Source organism: Lacisediminihabitans sp., assembly GCF_043726815.1.
Classification (GTDB): domain Bacteria; phylum Actinomycetota; class Actinomycetes; order Actinomycetales; family Microbacteriaceae; genus Lacisediminihabitans.
The window spans coordinates 1-2,446 of the sequence record NZ_JAYSJZ010000014.1 but is presented as its reverse complement, the minus strand read 5'-3'; the positions used below and the strand labels follow the sequence as shown (position 1 = coordinate 2,446).

The window sequence follows — 2,446 nt, the reverse complement described above, 5'->3', positions numbered from 1 at the left end:
TGCCAAGGGAAGACCCCCGAATGGGGGGTGAGAGCAACGGTGCCCGCATTCCCTCTCAGGGTTTCGGAGCGAACAATGAGTGATGCGGTCCCGGCCGGCAGTCCCACCGGCCCCCTGCACGAGATCCTGCCGAGCAAGGTCATCAGGTCACGATTCCAGCCCGACGAGTTCTTCGGCCAACAGCCGGCGTCGCGCACCGAGCTGCCCAATCCGGAACCGCTACTCGTCAACCTCACGCGCTGCGTGATCGAGATTCTGTCCGGAGCCCGGGAACTCGAGCAAATCTCCCGCTGGGTGACGGATGACGTCTACCGGCACCTTCTCAAGCGCGTCGTGCTGTCCGCACGCGCCCGCGATGCCCGCGGGCGGGCGGTGGCGCGACCCACCTTCACGATCGGCTCGACGACGATCAGCGAGCCTCGCGATGGGGTGGTCGAAGCGGTGGTGATCGTGCACGGCCGGGCGCGCACGCGTGCCGTCGCCATCCGACTCGAGGGCCTCGACAGCCGCTGGCGGGCAGCGGCCATCAACGTGCTCTAGTTGCTCTTGCGCTTGTCCTGCGCGCGGCGCTCCGCCCGGTTGGCCGGGGCCGGTCCCGCCGGAGCGGTCCGCTGCCCGAATGCTCCGCGCTGGCTGCCCTGGTTCTCGGCATCCGTCGCCTTGGCGCTCGCGGCCTGGTCGAGCTGTCCGCGCTGGTTGCGCACCTCGACCTCGCCGTCCGCGTTCGGCGCGGAGTAGCTGAGCCGCTCCACGGGTGCTGCCGGGGCGCCGAGCCCCTTCGCCGCGACCGTCGGCACGGCCGCCGTGGCTTCGCCGCCGCCGGTGACCTCGACCTCGAGGTTGAAGAGGAAGCCGACGGACTCCTCGCGGATCTGGCCCATCATGCTCTGGTACAGGGCGAAGCCCTCGCGCTGGTACTCCACGAGCGGGTCGCGCTGGGCCATCGCCCGCAGGCCGATGCCGTCCTTGAGGTAGTCCATCTCATAGAGGTGGTCGCGCCAGCGGCGGTCGATCACACTCAGCACGACGCGGCGTTCGAGCTCGCGCATCGCCGGTTCGCCGAGGGCCCTGGTGCGCGCTTCGTACTGGAGCTTCGCGTCGGACAGGATCTCGTTGGCGAGGAAGTCGCGGGTGATCTTGTTGCGTGAGCCGGCCTCGGTGTACAGCTCGTCGATGGTGATCGAGACGGGGTACAGGGTGCCGAGCTCGGTCCAGAGCGCGTCGAGGTCCCAGTCGTCGGCGTGGCCCTCGGAGGTGTGAACGTCCACGACCTCGGTGATCACGTCTTCCAGGAACTTGGCCGTGCGGTCCTGCAGGTCGTCGCCCTCGAGGATGTGGCGGCGGTCTCCGTAGATCGCCTCACGCTGGCGGTTGAGCACGTCGTCGTACTTGAGCACGTTCTTGCGGATCTCGGCGTTGCGGGCCTCGACCTGGCTCTGGGCACTGCGGATGGCGCGGCTCACGACCTTCGACTCGATGGCCAGGTCCTCCGGCACGTTGCCACGGCCCATGAGGGATTCGGCGGCGGCCGAGTTGAAGAGGCGCATCAGGTCGTCGGTGAGCGACAGGTAGAAGCGGCTCTCTCCCGGGTCGCCCTGGCGGCCAGAGCGGCCGCGCAGCTGGTTGTCGATGCGGCGAGACTCGTGGCGCTCGGTGCCGAGCACGTAGAGTCCGCCGGCGGCCACCACCTTCTCGGCCTCTTCGTTCACGACGGCCTTGACCCGGTCGAACACCGCGTCCCACTCCGCCTCGTACTCGTCCGGGGTCTCGACCGGGCTGAGTCCGCGCTGGTTCATCTCGGCGACGGCGAGGAACTCCGCGTTTCCGCCGAGCATGACGTCGGTGCCACGGCCGGCCATGTTGGTGGCGACGGTGACGGAACCCAGGCGGCCGGCCTGGGCCACGATCGCGGCCTCGCGGGCGTGGTTCTTGGCGTTCAGCACCTCGTGCTTGACGCCGCGCTTGGCCAGCAGCTTGGAGAGGTACTCGCTCTTCTCGACGCTCGTCGTTCCGACCAGCACCGGCTGGCCCTTCTCGTGGCGTCGCACGATGTCCTCGACGACCTGGCCGAACTTGGCCTCCTCGTTCTTGTAGACGAGGTCGGGCTGGTCGAGGCGCTGCATCGGCCGGTTGGTGGGGATGGCCACGACACCGAGCTTGTAGGTGCTCATGAACTCCGCGGCCTCGGTCTCGGCAGTACCGGTCATGCCGGAGAGCTTCTTGTAGAGGCGGAAGTAGTTCTGCAGGGTCACCGTGGCGAGGGTCTGGTTCTCGGCCTTGACCGCCACGCCCTCATTGGCCTCGATCGCCTGGTGGATTCCCTCGTTGTAGCGGCGGCCCATCAGGATGCGCCCGGTGTGTTCGTCGACGATCAGCACCTCGCCGTTCATCACAAGCATCAGTGCCGATGGAAATACGATCGCATTTACTAGCGAAGCGACCAATC

Annotated in this window: 2 protein-coding genes; one reads left to right on the top strand and one right to left on the bottom strand. The window is 67.9% G+C overall.

Annotated features, from left to right (window positions below):
- Positions 1-75 precede the first annotated feature (75 nt).
- A complete protein-coding gene (locus tag ACHZD8_RS01415) occupies positions 76-540 on the top strand; it encodes an Rv3235 family protein (RefSeq protein ID WP_394768319.1) in 465 nt (154 codons plus the stop codon).
- On the opposite strand, the gene ACHZD8_RS01410 is transcribed toward ACHZD8_RS01415, so the two are convergent.
- Positions 537-2,446, bottom strand: a 1,910-nt coding sequence (locus ACHZD8_RS01410; RefSeq protein ID WP_394768318.1) for a preprotein translocase subunit SecA, incomplete at its 5' end; no start/stop codon positions are given. The two genes, ACHZD8_RS01415 and ACHZD8_RS01410, sit on opposite strands and share 4 nt — an antisense overlap.